Origin of the sequence: Lysinibacillus sp. NPDC093712, assembly GCF_050280025.1 — a bacterium.
Classification (GTDB): Bacteria; Bacillota; Bacilli; order Bacillales_A; family Planococcaceae; genus Lysinibacillus.
In genome coordinates this window covers 309,073-326,291 of sequence record NZ_JBNNUU010000002.1, presented here as the reverse complement: position 1 = coordinate 326,291, position 17,219 = coordinate 309,073, and the positions used below count along the sequence as shown (strand labels likewise).

Here is a 17,219-nt window from a genome sequence, read left to right as displayed (position 1 = left end):
TGCTAAATAAAAAACTACTATGAAGCATTTTGTCTAATTTTTAATTCGACAATAAATTTCTTTTCACGCTCAGAAGAGATTGTTGCAGGCATATATAATTCATAAACAGTTGATTCAAATGATGCTTGTTGTGAATCAACATATTTTTTAAGCTTTTCATAAAAAGAGAAATATGTATCAGGGTGATAAATAAAAGCGATACATGCATATTTGCCTTCCTGAACAATCGTTTGCATTACATTAGAAGAAAGTTTAGAAAAAGTTCGTTCAGTTAATAGTGGTGTAAATATTGCATCATAAATAATATCGTTCACATCTGTGTAATGAGCGAGCGGATAGATACATCCATAACGACTATTTAAAACACTTCCTTCATTTTCAATAATTTTTGTTAATGTTCCATAGTACGTATTGGTGCTAGATGTTGGTGTAAGTTCAGTCGTAGTGACCTGTAAAATTGGCATTTCTTCCTCAAAACGTGTGTAGACCTCTCCGAATATAGGAATTTCAATTTGCTCTTGCATCTGTTTTTTCGTTTTCAGCAGGGTATATTTCACTTCGTTGAGTCGTGAAATTTTTTCTTCTAAACGTTGCTCTTGTTGTTCTAAAAAGGCAAGTAGCTCTTCAGATGTCAGCATTAGTGCCTTTTTTATGTCCTCAAGCGAAGTACCGATATATTTTAGCGATTTAATTATATCCAAATAAAAAATCTGACTATCTTTATAGTAACGGTAATTGCTAGCGGAATCCGTATAAGCAGGTTTAAACAAATCTATTTGGTCATAGTATCGGAGTGTCTGCACAGAGAGATTTGCTAATTTTGCGACCTCACCAATAGTATAATAATGTTCTTTCATAGTTGGCCTCCACTAGTGAATAATATTGCATTTGCTTTTAGTTTAATGATCTTTGAAGATGACAAAACGTTTTGTTCCTGTATCAAATTACAATATTTTATGTAAGATCTAATAATAAGGAAGTCAATAATTATGATGAATAATGTAGACACAGTTTTAAATATTTTCGGCTGAAAATTAAAATGGTTTAGTCAGATGGTACAATGTTTTAAATTTTAAGCAGATTGCTTTCGACATGTAGAAAAAATTACGGGAAATCTAAGATATTCTTCGATTTTGGGGAACTTTAAATGGCGTTTTTCCGTATAACTAATTGATAGATTTATCATAGGAAAAATAAAGGTAGCATTTCTTTTTTAAAATATCAATAAAGCTGAAAGTAAAAATAAGTAGAAAGTTGCTTGAAAAAGGTTTCAGATTATTGAAAACTTGCTTGAATTCGTGTTTCTCGTATGAATTTATGCTATTATAAACCTTAATGCCACTTAAGAAGGAGAGCTTTACATGAAACGACATGAAGCACGTGAAAAAGCGTTGCAAGTTTTGTTTCAGCTAGACAATACTGATCTTACAGTCGAAGAAGCAAAAGAACATATTATAGGTCAACCAACTAATGCTTTCTACGAAAAGATTGTAAATGGAACAGCTGAACATTTAGAGGAAATTGATGCCGTATTAACGCAGCATCTAGAAAAGTGGTCACTTGCCCGTCTACCAAAAATTGAGAGAACAGTTTTAAGACTAGCTGTATACGAACTTTTATACATGCAAGAAACACCAAAAAGAGTAGTACTTAATGAAGCAATCGAGTTATGCAAAACATTTGGAGACGATGGATCGTCAAAATTTGTCAATGGCGTACTTTCTAAATTTACAGAACAATAAAAACGTGTTGAATTGGAAGGAGTAACTAAGGTTTATGTCAAGTGCAATTATTAATGGTAAAGAGATTGGTCAAGAAATTCGTAATTCAGTAGCAGAGCGCGTTGCTCGATTAAAAGAGCAAGGATTAACACCAGGCTTAGCAGTTGTTCTAGTTGGGGACAACCAAGCTTCGGCTACATATGTGAGAAATAAGCAAAAATCTTGTGAAGCAATCGGGATGTTTTCAGAGCTAATTAAGCTACCTGAGGAAACTACACAAGAAGAGCTTTTAGTGCAAATTGAATTATTAAATAATCGTGAAGATATTCATGGGATTTTAGTACAATTACCACTGCCAAAACATATTGATGAGAATATTGTTATAGCTACAATCGCTGTTGAAAAAGACGTTGATGGCTTCTCGCCCATAAGCGTTGGGAAGATGATGCTTGGCCAGGAAACATTTTTACCATGTACACCGTTTGGCGTGATGAAGCTTCTTGAATATTCAGGAATTGAAATCGCAGGTAAGCATGCAGTAATTGTTGGTAGAAGTCATATTGTTGGCAAACCGATGGGCCAACTATTATTACAAAAAGATGCAACAGTGACATATACACATTCAAAGACACCGGATTTACCTTCATTCACAAAACAAGCGGATATTTTAATTGCAGCGGTTGGTCGTGCTAATTTTATTACAAAAGAGCATGTCAAAGAAGGGGCTGTTGTTATTGATGTCGGTATTAACCGTGATGAAAACAACAAACTTTGCGGAGATGTAAACTTTACAGAGGTTGACGGTATTGCATCTCACATTACACCAGTTCCAGGCGGTGTAGGACCGATGACAATCACAATGTTACTCTTCAACACAGTGCAAGCGGCAGAAATAAAACTTGCACATAAAATGAAGTAATAAATTGAATAGAATCTTTCGTTTGCTTAGAGAGCCATCTCAGTACTTTTGAGGTGGCTCTCTTTTTGCAAAGTACATAGTTGGCTAGTTTTCAATAAGAGAAAATTTCGCTAGAGCGAATTGAATCGCCGATAGAAGGAATCAAATCGCCGGTAAAACAGGTGAAATTGCCGATAGAATAAAATCACGCTGATAAACCGACACATACTAGCGACTTTCATACGCGCCATGATGGGAATAAATATGGTACAGTATAGTTTTCAAGTAGTATGAAAGACAGTCGTTTTTTCTAGTGAAACTGTATTTTCTCACGTCAAGCGCAATAAAAAATGTTATGATAAGTGTAGTTTTGTGAAAAACTTGATTTTAGTAAAGGAGCCGAAAATTATGTCATCAGCTTCTTATTTAACTGTAAAAGCGTTAACAAAATATATTAAACGAAAATTCGATGCAGATCCACATCTGCGTGAAGTTTATGTCAAAGGTGAGTTATCGAATGTTAAAATCCACCAATCTGGGCATATTTACTTTACTTTAAAAGACGACGGGGCACGTATTGCTGCAACTATGTTTAAAACCGCAGCAACAAAATTAGCGTTCGAGCCAAAAGATGGCATGCAGGTATTTATCAGAGGCGATGTAAACGTTTACGAAGGCTATGGTACATATCAATTATATGTGCAGGAAATGCAGCCGGATGGTATCGGTAGCTTGTTTGTTGCCTTTAACCAATTGAAAGAACAGCTTCAAAAAGAAGGGCTTTTTAAACCTGAATGGAAACAGGCAATTCCAAAGTTTCCTGAAAAAATAGGTGTCTTAACATCCACTACTGGCGCTGCCATTCGTGATATTTGTACAACATTAAAACGCCGTTATCCACTTGCTGAAATTATTATTTATCCAACACTTGTACAGGGAGCACAAGCTGCACCGAGCATCGTACAAAATATTGAACGTGCAAATCAAGATGCTTTTTGTGACGTATTGTTAGTTGGACGGGGTGGAGGATCTATTGAAGATTTATGGGCGTTTAATGAAGAAGTTGTTGCACGCGCCATTTTTGAAAGTCGGATTCCAATTATTAGCGCAGTAGGGCATGAAACGGATACGACGATTGCAGATTTTGTGGCAGATTTGCGTGCTCCTACTCCTACTGCAGCAGCTGAAATGGCTGTTCCGGATCAGCAGGAGTTATATCAACGCGTACTGACGCAAAAATCACAGCTTCACCAAATTGTAAGGGCGCAACTCATAACAGAGCGACAACGTCTAAATAAGCTACAGCAATCTTACCCTTTATCGATGCCAGATAGATTGTATCGTCCATTTACAGAACGATTAGCACAGCTTGAGACGACTTTACAAAAAGCAATGCAGGTTGATTTGTTGAAAAAAGAAGCTCAGCTTCAAAAATTGCATAGCGCTGTGGAGCAGCAATCACCAAAAAAAGCACTTGTTTTTCATCAAAGGGAGTTGGAACACCGCGTTCAGCAGTTAACACGTTCAGCTTCACAATATGTAACAAAGCAAAAACAACAATTTGAGGCGTCTGTGCGAACACTTGAAGCTTTAAATCCACTTGCTATTTTAACTAGAGGATTTACAGTAGCCTACAAAGATGACAAAGTGTTGAAATCGTCAACTGACTTAAAGCGGCAGGATCAATTAACACTGTCCTTCCACGATGGGAAAGTAATTGCCGAAGTGACAAATGTCTTGCCAAATAATAAGGAGGAATAGAAATGGCGAAAAAACAACAAACCTTCGCAGAAGCAATGACGGCACTTGAAGAAATAGTCCGCCAATTAGAGCAAGGTGATGTACCATTAGAAAATGCGATTGATTTATATAAACAGGGCATGGAACTTTCGCAATTTTGCCATAGTAAACTACAGCATGCCGAAGAACAATTAATTTCAATTGTCCAAGAGACAGGTGAAACAACAGCATTTGATCCGCTAAAGGGAGAGAACTAGTTAAAATGAACGAACAATTAAAACATTTTATTCAAAGCAACACACCACAAGTAGAAGCTGAAATGTTTGCACTTGTTGAAAAAATTGATGCACCGACCAATTTAAAGGAGTCGATGCTATATTCATTAAAAGCAGGAGGCAAGCGTATTCGCCCACTGTTTGTATTAGCAGTTTTAGAACAATACGGTAAAGACATAAAAGCAGGGCTTACAGTTGGTGCCGTTATTGAAATGATTCATACGTATTCTTTAATCCATGATGACCTACCAAGCATGGATAACGATGATTTCCGTCGTGGCAAACCGACCAATCATAAAGTATTTGGAGAGGCGCTGGCAACACTTGCAGGTGACGCATTAAATACACTTGCCTTTGGCATTTTAGCACGCATGGAGCTTTCTGCAGAGCAACGAATTGAACTTGTAAATCTTCTAAGCATCGCAGCTGGTGCCGAAGGGATGGTTGGCGGTCAAGTATTGGATATGGAAGGTGAGCAACGTCAGCTTAACCTAACTGAACTAGAGCATGTTCATGTCAATAAGACGGGTGCACTTTTAAGATTTAGTATTGAATCAGGTGCAGTTCTAGCCAATGTATCACAAGAAGATCGAGCTACTTTAAAGGAATATGCGCATCACATCGGCCTCGCCTTCCAAATTCAAGACGATATTTTAGATATAGAAGGAACAACGGAGGAATTAGGGAAAACGGCAGGTAAGGATGTGGCTAGTGATAAAAGCACATACCCTGCATTATTAACCTTAACGGGTGCTAAAGAAAAACTTGCTGACCATTATCAGCTCGCAATAGCAGCGCTTGATAAGTTACAAGTAGATGTTAGCTTACTGCGTGAGTTTGCGGCCTATATTGTTCATCGTAAAAACTGAGAGAAAAAATGGGCTTTACAGGCTAAGAATATGCTAGAATAGGTGGGGACGTTTGCCAATAGGCAAACAAAAAAGTGTTCGTACTTTTAGCATATGGATAACACTGTTATAATGGTGGAAACACGATTGCGGTGAATAATTTATTGAAAAGGTGTGTGAGAAAGGTGGATTTAAACAACATTTCTAGTCCATCCTTTTTAAAAAACTTAGATAAGAGAGAGCTTGAACAGCTTGCAAAAGAGATTCGAACTTTCTTAATCGAAAAATGTTCTGTCACAGGTGGTCATATCGGACCGAACCTAGGCGTTGTGGAGCTTACAATTATGCTTCATAAAATGTTTGACAGTCCAAAAGATAAGTTTTTATGGGATGTTGGCCACCAAGCTTACGTGCATAAAATTTTGACAGGTCGCGCGAGTCAATTTGACACATTACGTCAGTTCAAAGGGCTTTGTGGTTTTCCAAAGCTTGTGGAGAGTGAACATGATGAATGGGAAACAGGTCATAGCTCGACATCTTTGTCAGCAGCCATGGGTATGGCAGCAGCACGTGATATAAAAAACGAAAAAAACTTCGTCATACCGATTATTGGGGACGGTGCTTTAACAGGCGGTATGGCGCTTGAAGCTTTAAATCATATTGGGCATGCAAAAACAAATATGATTGTCATTTTAAATGATAATGAAATGTCCATAGCTCCGAACGTTGGAGCATTACACAACGTATTAGGACGTTTACGTACTGCTAAAGAATATTCAAAAGCAAAAGAAGAGCTAGAATCGTTAATCAATAAAATTCCTGTTCTAGGTGGCAAGCTTGCTTCTACAGCTGAACGAGTGAAAGACAGTTTGAAATACTTAGTAGTTTCTGGTGTCTTTTTTGAGGAATTAGGTTTTAAATATTTAGGTCCTATTGATGGGCACGACTTTGAAGCGCTTGAAACAACATTATCATATGCTAAAAAAGTAAAAGGTCCAGTTCTTGTTCATGTCATTACGAAAAAAGGTAAAGGCTACAAACCAGCTGAAGACGATACAATCGGCAACTGGCACGGAACAGGTCCATATAAAATGGAGACTGGTGCATTTGTAAAATCAGAAACAAAAGGTCCTGCTTGGAGTAGTTTAATCGCTGAAACTGTGCGTAAAATTGCGCATGAAGATGAACGAGTTGTGACAATCACACCTGCAATGCCTGTTGGTTCAAAATTACAAGGCATTCAAAAAGATTTCCCAAAACGCTTTTTTGATGTGGGCATAGCTGAACAACATGCTGCGACAATGTCTGCAGGTCTTGCTACTCAAAAAATGAAGCCGTTTTTAGCTATTTACTCAACATTTTTACAACGTGCTTATGACCAAGTACTTCATGACATTGCCCGTCCAAATTTGAATGTTTTTATCGGAATTGACCGTGCCGGCTTAGTTGGTGCAGATGGTGAAACACATCAAGGCGTCTTTGATATTGCATTCCTTCGTCATATTCCAAACATGACGATTATGATGCCAAAGGATGAAAATGAAGGTCAGCATATGGTGAAAACAGCCATTGATTATAATGGAGGTCCGATTGCTCTTCGCTATCCACGTGGAAATGGGATAGGTGTCCCGTTGGATGATGAGCTTATGGCTTTACCAATTGGAAGCTGGGAAGTATTACGTGAGGGGAAAGAAGCTACCATTTTAACATTCGGTACAACCATTCCTATGGCAATGAAAGCAGCACATATGCTAGCTCAACAAGGCATAGAAATCGAAGTAGTGAATGCACGTTTTATTAAGCCAATGGATGTGGATATGCTGCATCGCATATTTACTAGCAATAAGCCAGTGCTAACGATTGAAGAGGCAGTATTACAAGGTGGCTTTGGTAGTGGTGTATTAGAATTTGCACATGACCATAGTTATTTAAATGCAATAATCGATCGAATGGGCATACCTGATCAATTTATCGAGCATGGAAATGTAGACCAACTGCTTGAAGAAATTCATATGACAGCAGAAGATACAGTGGCACGCATGCAAGTGCTACTACAACAAAAACAGCAAGTAGGTTTAAACAAATAATGACAAAACAACCGAAAGAACGTGTAGACATTTTACTTGTTGAGCGTGGTCTATGTGAAACACGTGAAAAGGCAAAAAGATCTATTATGGCAGGTCTTGTCTTTTCCAACGAGATACGTATCGACAAAGCAGGAGAAAAGATCGCAATCGATGCGCCGCTTCAAGTAAAAGGTTCTGATTTAAAATATGTAAGCCGTGGTGGCTTGAAGTTAGAAAAAGCTTTACAAATTTTTGATATGTCTGTAGAGGGGAAGCTGATGCTTGACATCGGCTCTTCTACAGGTGGATTTACAGACTGCGCCTTACAAAATGGTGCTAAACATTGTTATGCCCTAGACGTAGGTTCCAATCAGTTAGCATGGAAAATTCGTTCAGATGATCGTGTAACGGTTATGGAAAAAACAAATTTTCGTTACACAACTGCTGCTGATTTAACAGAAGGATTACCAGAGTTTGCAACGATTGATGTCAGCTTTATCTCTTTATCATTGATTTTACCAGTACTAAAAACGGTATTAATGCCAGGTGGCGATGTAATGGCACTTGTTAAACCTCAGTTTGAAGCAGGTAAAGAAAATGTAGGTAAAAAAGGCATTGTCCGTGATAAAAAGGTACATCTCGATGTTTTAGAAAAAACAGCTGCTATGGCAACGAAAGTTGGCTTTGTGGTGAAAGATGCTTCTTATTCTCCGATTACAGGTGGAGAAGGAAATATTGAATTTTTATTCCATCTAGTGAATCCAGTAGCTGATGAAGTTATCCCGCCATATACAGCTTTTAATGCACTCGTCGAAGAAGCGCATAGTGCACTAAAATAACACGTGCTCAGTAAGTAGAGCCGTGTTTTTTCTTGTGCTTTTATGCTGGAGATGGTAGTGTAATTATACAAATATTTAACTATTTATAAGAGGTGAACGATATGAATAAAGGACAAAGACATATACGTATTCGAGATATTATTGCGAATCATGAAATCGAAACGCAAGATGATTTAGTCGATTTTTTAAAGGATGCGGGCTATAATGTGACACAAGCAACCGTATCGCGAGATATTAAAGAACTGCACTTAGTTAAAGTGCCTTTGCAGGATGGACGCTATAAATATAGCTTACCCGCAGACCAACGTTTCAATCCAGTTCAAAAATTACATCGTGCGCTAGCTGATGCTTTTGTGAGCATTGACGGTGCATCGCATTTTTTAGTCATGAAAGCACTTCCGGGTAATGCAAATGCAATTGCTTCATTACTTGATCATTTAGATTGGCCAGAAATTTTAGGCACAATTTCTGGAGATGATACAATTTTAATTATTTGTCGCGATGAAGGTGAACGAGAAAATACAAAAAATCGCTTGTTAGATATGCTATAAAATTGTAACTTTAATCGAACGAATTTGATTGCTACCAGATGCTTGATTTTTCCCGTTATTGTTGTTTGGGTGGGTCTTTTTGCATCTGTTAGTCCGAATTTCAATAGCAGTTGAATTTAATTCAGAGGTGACATTTTGTGTTAAGAGAGCTTAGTATTCGAAATTTTGCCATCATTGAAGATTTAACGGTTAGTTTTTCAGATGGTCTAACTGTGTTAACAGGAGAAACCGGTGCTGGTAAATCCATAATTATTGATGCGGTACATTTACTTGCTGGTGGTAGAGGCAATTCGGAATTTATACGTCATGGTGCTAAAAAAGCTGAGTTAGGTGGGCTATTTCAAATTTCAAGTACTGCACATCCTGTATATAAGAAGCTAGAGGAAGCAGGCATTGAAATAGAAGAAGATTCCATTATTTTGCGTCGGGACTTAAATGATTCTGGCAAAAGTGTATGTCGCGTTAATGGCAAATTAGTGCCTTTATCAGTTTTACGTGACATTGGAGCAAGTCTTATTGATATTCATGGACAACATGAAAACCAAGAACTTATGGATGAAAAGCAACATATTCATTTACTCGATCAATTCGCAGAAGAGCAACTAACACCAATTCTTGAAAAATACAGTAAACAATATAACGAATATCGTGCATTGAAAAAAGAATTAGCTACAATTTCTATAGATGAGCAGTTAATGGCCCAGCGTATTGATTTGTATCAGTTCCAAATGAAAGAACTCGAAGATGCAAATTTAAAGCTAGGTGAAGAAGATGAGCTTCTTGATGAACGTCGCCGTCTTATGAATTTTAATAAAATTTTTGAACGTTCAAGTGCTGCTTATGAAGCGATTCAAGGTGAAACAAAGGGTCTTGACTGGATAGGTACAGCCATGGGAGCGCTAGATGATGCTGCGATGATTGACGAGCAGTTTAAAGAGGCTTCTGAGTCGGTAACAACAGCCTTTTACGCATTGCAGGATGCAGCATATCAAGTGAAAAATGTTTTAGATGAGCTAGAATTTGATCCAGCACGGTTAAATGAAGTAGAGCAACGTCTGGCGCTGTTCCAAAACTTAAAGCGTAAATATGGCTCAACAGTCGAGGAAATGATTGCCTATTACGAAAAAATTAAAGCAGAACTAAGCGAGCTTTTAAATCGCGATGAAATTTTACAAGTAAAAGAACGAAAAGTACTTGAGATGGAAGTCATATTAGGCGAGCTTGCTGAAGAACTTTCACATGTTCGAAAAGAAGCAGCAAATGACTTAAGTGAAGCTATTATGGCAGAGCTCCGTGAATTACATATGGAAAAAGCGAAATTTATCGTAAATTTTGATGTTTTACATTATTTTGATGTAAATGGTAAAGATCAAGTTGTTTTTTATATTTCAACAAATGTCGGTGAACCGCCAAAATCTTTACCGAAAATTGCTTCTGGTGGAGAACTATCACGTATGATGTTAGCACTAAAAACGATTTTCTCTTCTTCAAATGGTGTTACGTCCATTATTTTTGATGAAGTGGATACCGGAGTAAGTGGTCGTGTGGCGCAAGCAATTGCAGAAAAAATTGCAGCTATTTCTGTTAATTCACAAGTGTTGTGTATTTCGCATCTTCCGCAAGTGGCAGCAATGGCCGACCATCATTACTTTATTAAAAAAGAGGTTGAACATGATCGTACATTTACATCATTAGCTGAAATTGATACCCATGCACGTATTGAGGAAGTGAGCAGAATGATGTCAGGTGCAGAAATTACCGAATTAACTTTACAGCATGCGACAGAATTGTTAAAAATGGCTAATGAACGAAAAAAACAAATGCGTTAATTTTATGAGGAATCCGGAGGCAGGTCAACTGTTTCTGGGTTTTTTTCATTTTGCGCAAATATTTACCGCTTATAAGAACGGTACAACAACACATAGTATAAAGACAAAATTCAAAAGGAGGTGTCGTATGAATCGTCGTTGGCGTCAATTTGTCATTTTGCCTATGCTCATCGTTTTGTTATTTATGCCCATACAGGCTTTTGCGGCCAAAAAATTAATACCGATGGGCGAAGCAATTGGAATTCAGCTTCAGTTATCACATGTCTTTGTTGCTCATGATGTGTTGTTAGCTTCCAATCAATGGATGAAAGGAGGCGCTGTTATTGAAAAAATAAATGATACAGCAGTAAAAACACTCGCTGAGGCCAAGCAAGCAATTGCTCGACAAGGGCAACAAAAATGGACGATAAAAAGTGAAGGAAAAGAAGTAACAGTTGACTTACAAGAACAAGAAGCAGAACATGTCATCTCTTTTTTAAAGGATGAAACAGATGGAGTAGGGACATTGACATACATTGATCCAGAGACACAAAATTACGGAGCGTTAGGCCATCAAATTGTCGATTCAACTCTTCAAGAAGCACCTGTCTTCAGAGCAGGCTCCATTTTTTTAGCATCCATCCAGCAAATCCGTAAAAGCCTACCTGGTCAACCCGGCTATAAAATATCCTCAATTGAAAAACATCAGGAACGATTAGGTAGTATCGATAAAAATACGGTTTATGGAATTTTTGGCCGTTGGGAAGATAGTTATCAACAAAGATTGCCAAAAGCCATCGAAATTATGCATGCAAAAGATATAAAAATGGGACATGCTGAAATTTACACAGCTATTGAAGGCAGTAAAGTGGAAACGTTTTCCATTGAAATTACAAAAGTAGAAAATGAACGGCTGGAATTTATTGTTTCTGACGAAAAGCTCATTGAAAAAACAGGTGGAATTTTACAAGGTATGAGTGGTAGTCCAATCATACAGGACGGGCGTTTCGTTGGTGCTGTCACACATATGTTTGTAGAAGAGCCAAAAAAAGGGGCAGCTATTACAGTGGCTGAAATGTTAAGAAAATCATCATGAATGGGTGGGGCTGCCTCTGGTAGCTCCGTTCGTTCTTTCTTGGAAAAAATAGGTTAAACTAGCTCTTTCCCGAAGTATTTCATGCTTATTACTGAACACTTTAGCGATACTTAAAAAAAAGTGTAGTTTTATCTCAGTTTTTTCACTAAAATAAGTGGTAAGCGCATTCGACAATTTGCTGTTAAGTATCGTAACTTGTCGATAAAAAAAGAAAGTATCGGACTACATACTCATTTTTGGAAATAGAAAAGGTTTTTAAGCAAAAATGTCGAAAATTCCACAGTGTGTCAAAATAGACATTAGGGGTAAAAGGTTTTGTGCTTTGAACAGTCAAAGCAAAGTCCAGAAGGAGGAATAGAAATGACAAAGGTAAAAGTGGCGATAGCAGATGATAATCGTGAATTATTAAAAACAATGGAGCAGTATTTTCAAGGTCATCCCGAAATTGAAATAATTGCAACTGCCTCAAACGGGAAAGTATGTCTTCAAATGCTTGAAGAGTTTTCTCCTGATATTTTATTACTGGATATTATTATGCCTCATCTAGATGGGTTAGCTGTTTTAGAGGCGATGTATCAAAATGATCGAATGTCTTCAATACAAGTCATCATGCTAACAGCATTTGGTCAAGAGGATGTCATGAAACAAGCGGTGGATTTAGGGGCTTCATATTTTATGCTAAAGCCGTTTGAATTTGATCAGCTCGTTCAAAAAATATTACATTGTGCTGGCCAAAAGGCAGCTATACCGAAAAAGTCAAGTATATTACAGCCGACAACTCCTCAAAAATTAAATCAGCATCAACTTGATAGCACCATTACAGCTATTATTAAAGAAATCGGAGTTCCTGCACATATTAAAGGTTACTCTTATTTACGTGAAGCTATACAAATGGTGTTTGAAGATATCGAGTTATTAGGATCTGTGACGAAAATTCTTTATCCTGAAATTGCAAAAAAATTCAACACAACACCATCACGTGTAGAACGTGCAATTCGTCATGCCATTGAAGTCGCATGGAATCGTGGCAATTATGAGTCCATTTCGTCGATGTTTGGCTACACAGTCCATCATTTAAAGTCTAAACCAACAAATAGCGAATTCATTGCCATGATTGCGGACAAGATTCGTATTGATATGATGGCGAGCTAACGGTTTTAAGGGCATTTGGCTTAATGGGGAATGAACCTTCTATCTATTATAGATAACGCTTATATAGCGAATCGTAACGCCTTTTTTAGACAGTTTGCGTCGACTGTTTGAGGGGGCGTATTTTTTATGTCTAAATGTATATTTATAGATAAAACGCTCGTAAATGGATAAAGTGTAAAGAAAACGGCGTTATGTGTGAAATTTATGGAAAGTTATAAATATTCAATAATTGGCTATATCAGATTGATTCTATTAATACTTTAGTCTGTAATATTGTAGTAAAATGTAATATATACTATATAAAGGTTGAATAAGTGGAGGGGAATATAAATGGGACTATTTGATGGATTGATGGGAAATGCAAGTGAGATTAATCTGGATAATTTACAGGAAGAAATGAAAGAGATTTTAATACCGACTGAGACAATTCAAAATGCTTATAAAATTATTAGAGATACATTTATCTTTACAAATAAGCGACTGATTTTAATTGATAAACAAGGCGTAACTGGTAAGAAAACGGAATATCATTCGATTCCTTATAAAAATATTCTACATTTTTCAGTTGAAACGGCAGGGACATTTGATTATGATGCAGAGCTGAAAATTTGGGTTTCAGGTAGTCAGCTACCTATTCAGAAAAATTTCAATAAATCTACTAACATTTACAAAGTTCAAAGTGTATTAGCGGAATACGTGTTAGGATAGTATTCAATTTTGACGGTTAACAGTATTTAAGCTGTTAATCGTCTTTATTTGTATTAACTTGTTTCCAGCGAATGTCAAAGATTTTTAGTGGAGCTTATCGAGAAGGCTCGAATAAAATATGGTCGCAATTATACCGAGATATCATTGATGGTTTATAATCTAACGGGGTGATATAAATGAAAAGTGTAAACTTTCAACTAGACCATCATAATTCATTAGAATTAACACAAATAGATGATCAGTTATTTGAGGTACGACTTGAAATGAATGGCCGTATTAGTATTTTTTATATGACGCGCGAACAACTGGGCTCTGATAACCGAATTGAAGCTATGCAAAAGCGATTAGTTAGTGACTTTTTTCCGGATAATAAATAAAACAAACCCTATAAGCATGGACATTTCATTTATAGCTCTGCAAATCAAACGCCACTTTCTGAAGGGGGCGTTTTTTTTAGTAGGCAAGACCTAAAACATAAAATTGTAGCTAAGTGGAAATAGCCATTTACTTTTTTGCGGATTACCTAAAATGCTACTGTAATTTTATGCATTAAAAGCATTTGCACTTTTGAAATGAAGGAAAAGGTGTTTTTTTATAGGATATATCGTCTATTTTTTAGAGGAAAAATGTATGAGCTATATGTAAGGCTTACTGATAAAGTAGGGGTATTTTCTTTATGAGTAGTGACAATTGTCTCTAAACAAATGTAAATAGATTGTATATACTTACATATAGAGGGAAGGAGGAGGTAGCGTGATTCTAGTTCGAAATGATAACTTCGAAATATCTGAAGAAAACGGAAAGGTATTTATGCTTACATACAGTGCGGGATTTCCATTAAAACAATTTGATGGTATCTTACGTAGTCATCCACGACTAAAGTTATCTAATTTTTCTATATTAAAATCTGTACTAGCGACAGAAAGCACAAGTCCTGTTGAAATTGGACGCTGGCTTCCTAATGTTGAAGCTGAAATTGCACGAGATAAAATGTCTGCCTCTATATTTATATATGAAACACATGATTATATTCAAAAGAATAAAGAGAAATTAACAGGTCAAATTACAGACACACTAGCGGGCCAAGGGATTACCTATGGCATTTTAGAGTTTGATATTTTAAAAATTGAGCCAGGAAAAGCATTTTTAATTGCACAGGGAACATCGCCTGTCGCAGGCATGGATGCTCAAATTACATACTTACCAAAACCAGAGAGAAAACCTGTCATTCGTGAAGATGGAAAAGCTGATTACTATGACATGAATTTTATATCAGAAATTTCTGAAGGTTCTTGGCTTGGGGAGAAAATTCCTGCAACGTTGGGCAAGCCTGGTCAAAATGTACTCGGTGAAATGATTGCGGCAGCACCAGGTCGTGATTTTCCAATTCGATACGATAAAAAGTCAGCCTATGAAGTAGAAGAAGACGATAAAATTGTCATTCGTTCAAAAATTGCTGGCGTGTTAGATGACGTCAAAGGTATGATTGGTGTTAACCGACATCTACCAATACATGGAGATGTGGGCGTTGAGACAGGCAATTTAGAGTTTAATGGCTCTTTAAGTATTAAAGGAACCGTTACAAATGGCTATACAGTTATTGCGACTGGAGATATATCAATCGAAGGAGCAGAAGGTGTAAGCGGCGCTAAACTGATTAAATCAATCGAAGGTGATGTTTACATTCGAGGAGGTATTTTTGGTTTGGGCTCAACACTTGTAGAAGCGGGTGGAAATATTTTCGTTAAGCACGTAAATGAAGCTAATTTAGTAGCAGATGATAGTATTCATATCGGCTTTTACTCACTTGGTTCCCAACTTACTGCGCATTCTATATTTGTAGATGAGCGAAAAGGTAAAATTATTGGCGGACGTGCTGTTGCTAAAAATACAATCGTCACAGCAATCTCTGGAAATCGACTAGAGCGTAGAACAGATCTAATCATTGAAAGTGTCAACAAACAGGAAAGTTATGCATTGATGCAAAGCAAAGCCACACAGTTAAAACAACAGCAATCTGAAATTTCGGAACTCGAAGCAAAGATTACGAGTTTATTACCACTTCTTAAGCAAATGTCAACACAGCAAATTGCCTCATTTGAAGAAACAAAACAACGATTGTCAAAATTGAAGGCTGAAGCGGTTACAATGGATCGTGAAATTAAGTTAATGATGGACGAAATGCGTCATGCTGGAAAGGAAGAAATCATCGTAACAAAAGAAGCCTATCCAGGTACGTATATTCAAATTGGTAAGAAATCCTCGTTATTAAATAACATGACGAATGGTAAATTTCTGCTTGAGTTCGGTGAGTTAAATGTATAAGGAATCGTTCATCCCTGTGTTTGCGCATCGAGGGGCGTCAGCCTATGCTCTCGAAAACAGTTTCAAAGCTTTTGAGAAAGCGTTAGAGCTAGGTGCAGATGGAATTGAATTAGATATTCAGCTATCCAAAGAAGGAATTCCAGTTGTCTACCACGATCCGCAGTTATCAAGATTAGTAGGCTCTAATAAACTGGTAAATGAATGCACGATAGCGGAACTACAAAGTTTTAAATTAGGAAAGCCTTTGAGAAGATTTTTTTCTGCGTATCGAATTCCAACATTTGATGCAGTTTTAGCATGGGCAAATAAACACCAGCTACCTCTTAATATCGAATTAAAATCGACCATTCTTGACAATAAGGATGCACTCATTCAAATGCTTCAAGGACTTATATTACCTAAAGGAAGTCATTTTTCCTCATTTCATTACGAGCTTTTAGAGGTTGTGAAACGTCATGCGCCGCAGTTTGAAACAGCACTTATCGCTACTAAAAAATTGAAATGGGATTTGCTATGTGATTATAAGGCAATTGATTGTGTCCATATGCATAAAAGATATTATAAGCCTCGTTATTTAGAGGCTTGTGTAACTAGTTCTAAAACATGTCGCTTTTATGCGATTGACGGTAGTGAAAACTTCTTGACGAATCCACATTCATCAGTAATTGGGTGGATTACAGATTTTCCTGATAAAGTGATCACCGTACAGCAGCGTCAATAAAAATAGCTATCCAGTAAGTCACAATGAAGTGACTTATTTGGATAGCTATTTTTATTTTTTTTGGAAGCGCGGAGCCACTTTTCCGTTTTTTCGATCGCGGTGTAGTAAAAAGCCTGCGAAAAAGCCAAAGCCGACAACAAAGAAAATGATGCCAACAACAAATTGCAGCCATAAAAATGGGAAAGGTGAGATGAGCTTACCGAATAATGTATCACGCATAAATTTAATGCCACCTGCAGCCATTAGACCTGGAATAAGCATTACAATAAACGCAGCAAATCGAGCCATGCATGTCCCTCCTCATACCTAAATATAATTGTACCTGCGGATATGGGAATGTCAAGAAACCCTATGAATCTTAGAAGTCTAGGAAGAAGTTCAAAAACTATTGGCTGTAACTGAATTTTTAGAAAATTCTTACTTAGTAGGAAAAGTGTAATAATAGTTGCGAAATTGTGAATTTGTCAGTAT

At 37.0% G+C, this 17,219-nt stretch carries 17 protein-coding genes; 15 read left to right on the top strand and 2 right to left on the bottom strand.

All coding sequences use genetic code 11. From position 1 onward, the window contains the following. Window positions 1-17: 17 nt before the first annotated feature. On the bottom strand, window positions 18-857 hold the full coding sequence (locus ACQKNX_RS09095) for a MerR family transcriptional regulator (protein WP_427428610.1): 840 nt from the start codon (window positions 855-857) through the stop codon (window positions 18-20). Window positions 858-1,361: 504 nt separating this feature from the next. Here ACQKNX_RS09095 and nusB point away from each other — a divergent pair. The 15 genes from nusB (at window position 1,362) to ACQKNX_RS09020 (ending at window position 16,748) form a co-directional block, all read left to right on the top strand. After that, window positions 1,362-1,742 (top strand): transcription antitermination factor NusB, encoded by a 381-nt coding sequence (gene nusB / locus ACQKNX_RS09090; protein ID WP_427428609.1) that lies wholly within the window; start codon window positions 1,362-1,364, stop codon window positions 1,740-1,742. Window positions 1,743-1,776: 34 nt separating this feature from the next. Next, window positions 1,777-2,640 carry a bifunctional methylenetetrahydrofolate dehydrogenase/methenyltetrahydrofolate cyclohydrolase FolD gene (gene folD, locus ACQKNX_RS09085; protein ID WP_427428608.1) on the top strand — a complete coding sequence of 288 codons (864 nt, stop codon included), beginning with the start codon at window positions 1,777-1,779 and terminating at the stop codon, window positions 2,638-2,640. A 387-nt stretch (window positions 2,641-3,027) separates the two neighbouring features. After that, window positions 3,028-4,380: an exodeoxyribonuclease VII large subunit gene (gene xseA, locus ACQKNX_RS09080; RefSeq protein WP_427428607.1), complete on the top strand. Its 1,353-nt coding sequence runs from the start codon at window positions 3,028-3,030 to the stop codon at window positions 4,378-4,380. A 2-nt stretch (window positions 4,381-4,382) separates the two neighbouring features. Beyond that, window positions 4,383-4,616, top strand: a complete 234-nt coding sequence (gene xseB, locus ACQKNX_RS09075) for an exodeoxyribonuclease VII small subunit (RefSeq protein ID WP_173479030.1) — start codon at window positions 4,383-4,385, stop codon at window positions 4,614-4,616. Between the two features lie 5 nt (window positions 4,617-4,621). Then, window positions 4,622-5,503, top strand: coding sequence for a polyprenyl synthetase family protein (locus ACQKNX_RS09070; RefSeq protein ID WP_427428606.1), 882 nt, complete (start codon window positions 4,622-4,624; stop codon window positions 5,501-5,503). A 164-nt stretch (window positions 5,504-5,667) separates the two neighbouring features. Continuing rightward, the gene (dxs, locus tag ACQKNX_RS09065) at window positions 5,668-7,569 is read left to right on the top strand and encodes a 1-deoxy-D-xylulose-5-phosphate synthase (protein ID WP_427428605.1); all 1,902 of its coding nucleotides are present in this window, start codon (window positions 5,668-5,670) and stop codon (window positions 7,567-7,569) included. Next, window positions 7,569-8,387, top strand: coding sequence for a TlyA family RNA methyltransferase (locus ACQKNX_RS09060; protein WP_427428604.1), 819 nt, complete (start codon window positions 7,569-7,571; stop codon window positions 8,385-8,387). The genes dxs and ACQKNX_RS09060 overlap by 1 nt, the downstream gene beginning before the upstream one ends. A 101-nt stretch (window positions 8,388-8,488) precedes the next feature. Further along, window positions 8,489-8,938 (top strand): transcriptional regulator AhrC/ArgR, encoded by a 450-nt coding sequence (gene ahrC / locus ACQKNX_RS09055; RefSeq protein WP_173479026.1) that lies wholly within the window; start codon window positions 8,489-8,491, stop codon window positions 8,936-8,938. A 137-nt stretch (window positions 8,939-9,075) separates the two neighbouring features. Next, the gene (recN, locus tag ACQKNX_RS09050) at window positions 9,076-10,767 is read left to right on the top strand and encodes a DNA repair protein RecN (protein ID WP_427428603.1); all 1,692 of its coding nucleotides are present in this window, start codon (window positions 9,076-9,078) and stop codon (window positions 10,765-10,767) included. 127 nt (window positions 10,768-10,894) lie between these two features. Beyond that, on the top strand, window positions 10,895-11,842 hold the full coding sequence (locus ACQKNX_RS09045; RefSeq protein ID WP_427428602.1) for a SpoIVB peptidase S55 domain-containing protein: 948 nt from the start codon (window positions 10,895-10,897) through the stop codon (window positions 11,840-11,842). 360 nt (window positions 11,843-12,202) lie between these two features. Next, the gene (gene spo0A, locus ACQKNX_RS09040; RefSeq protein WP_427428601.1) at window positions 12,203-12,994 is read left to right on the top strand and encodes a sporulation transcription factor Spo0A; all 792 of its coding nucleotides are present in this window, start codon (window positions 12,203-12,205) and stop codon (window positions 12,992-12,994) included. A 330-nt stretch (window positions 12,995-13,324) separates the two neighbouring features. Continuing rightward, complete coding sequence (locus ACQKNX_RS09035; protein ID WP_401017470.1) at window positions 13,325-13,702, top strand: PH domain-containing protein; 378 nt, start codon at window positions 13,325-13,327, stop codon at window positions 13,700-13,702. A 176-nt stretch (window positions 13,703-13,878) separates the two neighbouring features. Then, window positions 13,879-14,079, top strand: a complete 201-nt coding sequence (locus ACQKNX_RS09030; RefSeq protein ID WP_402761605.1) for a hypothetical protein — start codon at window positions 13,879-13,881, stop codon at window positions 14,077-14,079. A 376-nt stretch (window positions 14,080-14,455) separates the two neighbouring features. After that, window positions 14,456-16,027, top strand: a complete 1,572-nt coding sequence (locus tag ACQKNX_RS09025) for a DUF342 domain-containing protein (RefSeq protein ID WP_427428600.1) — start codon at window positions 14,456-14,458, stop codon at window positions 16,025-16,027. Continuing rightward, window positions 16,020-16,748, top strand: a complete 729-nt coding sequence (locus ACQKNX_RS09020) for a glycerophosphodiester phosphodiesterase (protein ID WP_427428599.1) — start codon at window positions 16,020-16,022, stop codon at window positions 16,746-16,748. The genes ACQKNX_RS09025 and ACQKNX_RS09020 overlap by 8 nt, the downstream gene beginning before the upstream one ends. Window positions 16,749-16,799: 51 nt before the next feature. Here the strand turns inward: ACQKNX_RS09020 and ACQKNX_RS09015 are convergent, their stop codons facing one another. Then, the gene (locus tag ACQKNX_RS09015; protein ID WP_340823878.1) at window positions 16,800-17,036 is read right to left on the bottom strand and encodes a DUF2627 domain-containing protein; all 237 of its coding nucleotides are present in this window, start codon (window positions 17,034-17,036) and stop codon (window positions 16,800-16,802) included. Window positions 17,037-17,219 lie beyond the last annotated feature (183 nt).

Excerpts from the sequence above, each read along its gene's own strand:
- ACQKNX_RS09095 (WP_427428610.1), bottom strand. The coding sequence starts at position 857 with ATGAAAGAACATTATTATACTATTGGTGAGGTCGCAAAATTAGCAAAT.
- nusB (WP_427428609.1), top strand. The coding sequence starts at position 1,362 with ATGAAACGACATGAAGCACGTGAAAAAGCGTTGCAAGTTTTGTTTCAG.
- folD (WP_427428608.1), top strand. The coding sequence starts at position 1,777 with ATGTCAAGTGCAATTATTAATGGTAAAGAGATTGGTCAAGAAATTCGT.
- xseA (WP_427428607.1), top strand. The coding sequence starts at position 3,028 with ATGTCATCAGCTTCTTATTTAACTGTAAAAGCGTTAACAAAATATATT.
- xseB (WP_173479030.1), top strand. The coding sequence starts at position 4,383 with ATGGCGAAAAAACAACAAACCTTCGCAGAAGCAATGACGGCACTTGAA.
- ACQKNX_RS09070 (WP_427428606.1), top strand. The coding sequence starts at position 4,622 with ATGAACGAACAATTAAAACATTTTATTCAAAGCAACACACCACAAGTA.
- ACQKNX_RS09060 (WP_427428604.1), top strand. The coding sequence starts at position 7,569 with ATGACAAAACAACCGAAAGAACGTGTAGACATTTTACTTGTTGAGCGT.
- ahrC (WP_173479026.1), top strand. The coding sequence starts at position 8,489 with ATGAATAAAGGACAAAGACATATACGTATTCGAGATATTATTGCGAAT.
- ACQKNX_RS09045 (WP_427428602.1), top strand. The coding sequence starts at position 10,895 with ATGAATCGTCGTTGGCGTCAATTTGTCATTTTGCCTATGCTCATCGTT.
- spo0A (WP_427428601.1), top strand. The coding sequence starts at position 12,203 with ATGACAAAGGTAAAAGTGGCGATAGCAGATGATAATCGTGAATTATTA.
- ACQKNX_RS09035 (WP_401017470.1), top strand. The coding sequence starts at position 13,325 with ATGGGACTATTTGATGGATTGATGGGAAATGCAAGTGAGATTAATCTG.
- ACQKNX_RS09030 (WP_402761605.1), top strand. The coding sequence starts at position 13,879 with ATGAAAAGTGTAAACTTTCAACTAGACCATCATAATTCATTAGAATTA.
- ACQKNX_RS09020 (WP_427428599.1), top strand. The coding sequence starts at position 16,020 with ATGTATAAGGAATCGTTCATCCCTGTGTTTGCGCATCGAGGGGCGTCA.
- ACQKNX_RS09015 (WP_340823878.1), bottom strand. The coding sequence starts at position 17,036 with ATGGCTCGATTTGCTGCGTTTATTGTAATGCTTATTCCAGGTCTAATG.